The following is a 695-nucleotide window of genomic DNA, read 5'->3' as shown; positions in this document are numbered from 1 at the left end:
GGGTCGAGCTTCGGGTCCTACGGCCCGCGGTCTCTGTACAACATCAAATGGAACGGCAAGGTCAGCGGGTTCCTCGATCTCATCGCCGCCCGCGCCGGCGTGTCCTGGCGCTACAACCCAACCGAGAAACGGGTCGAGTTCTACTACCTGGACACTCGGACCTTCCGCATCTACGCCTTCGACGACGTCAACACGGTGGACTCCACCGTGCGTTCCGGTATGACGACGGCCGCCGGCATCAGCGGGGACGGCTCCGGATCCACCGGACAGAATGGCAGCTCCGGCATCAGCGGCGACTCCGGCAGCAAGCAGACCACCAGCTCGGAGCTGAAGACATCGATCCTCAGCGACATCGAGAACAGCATCAACTCGATGCTGACGCCGAGCATGGGACGCATGTCGCTGTCGCGTGCCACGGGCACCCTGACCGTCACCGACCGACCAGAGGTCCTCAACCGCGTCCAGCAGCTGGTCAACCGGGAGAACGAGAGCATCACCAAGCAGGTGCTGCTGAACGTCAACGTGCTCTCGGTCGCCCTGACCGACAAGGATCAACTGGGGATCGACTGGAACCTGGTCTACAAGTCGCTCAACAACAAGTGGGGCATCGGCCTGAAGAACACCATGCCGGGCATCGACCAAAGTGCGATCTCCGGCTCCGTGAGCATCCTGGATACCGCCAACAGCGCCTGGGC

General features: G+C 62.7%; 1 protein-coding gene. It reads left to right on the top strand.

From position 1 onward, the window contains the following. Positions 1-695: secretin N-terminal domain-containing protein (locus HMPREF2924_RS24900; RefSeq protein WP_177344967.1), on the top strand; the 695-nt coding region annotated here is incomplete at both ends.

Source organism: Pseudomonas sp. HMSC063H08, assembly GCF_001813645.1.
GTDB classification, from domain to species: domain Bacteria; phylum Pseudomonadota; class Gammaproteobacteria; order Pseudomonadales; family Pseudomonadaceae; genus Pseudomonas; species Pseudomonas aeruginosa.
This window is presented reverse-complemented; position numbering and strand designations above follow the sequence as displayed.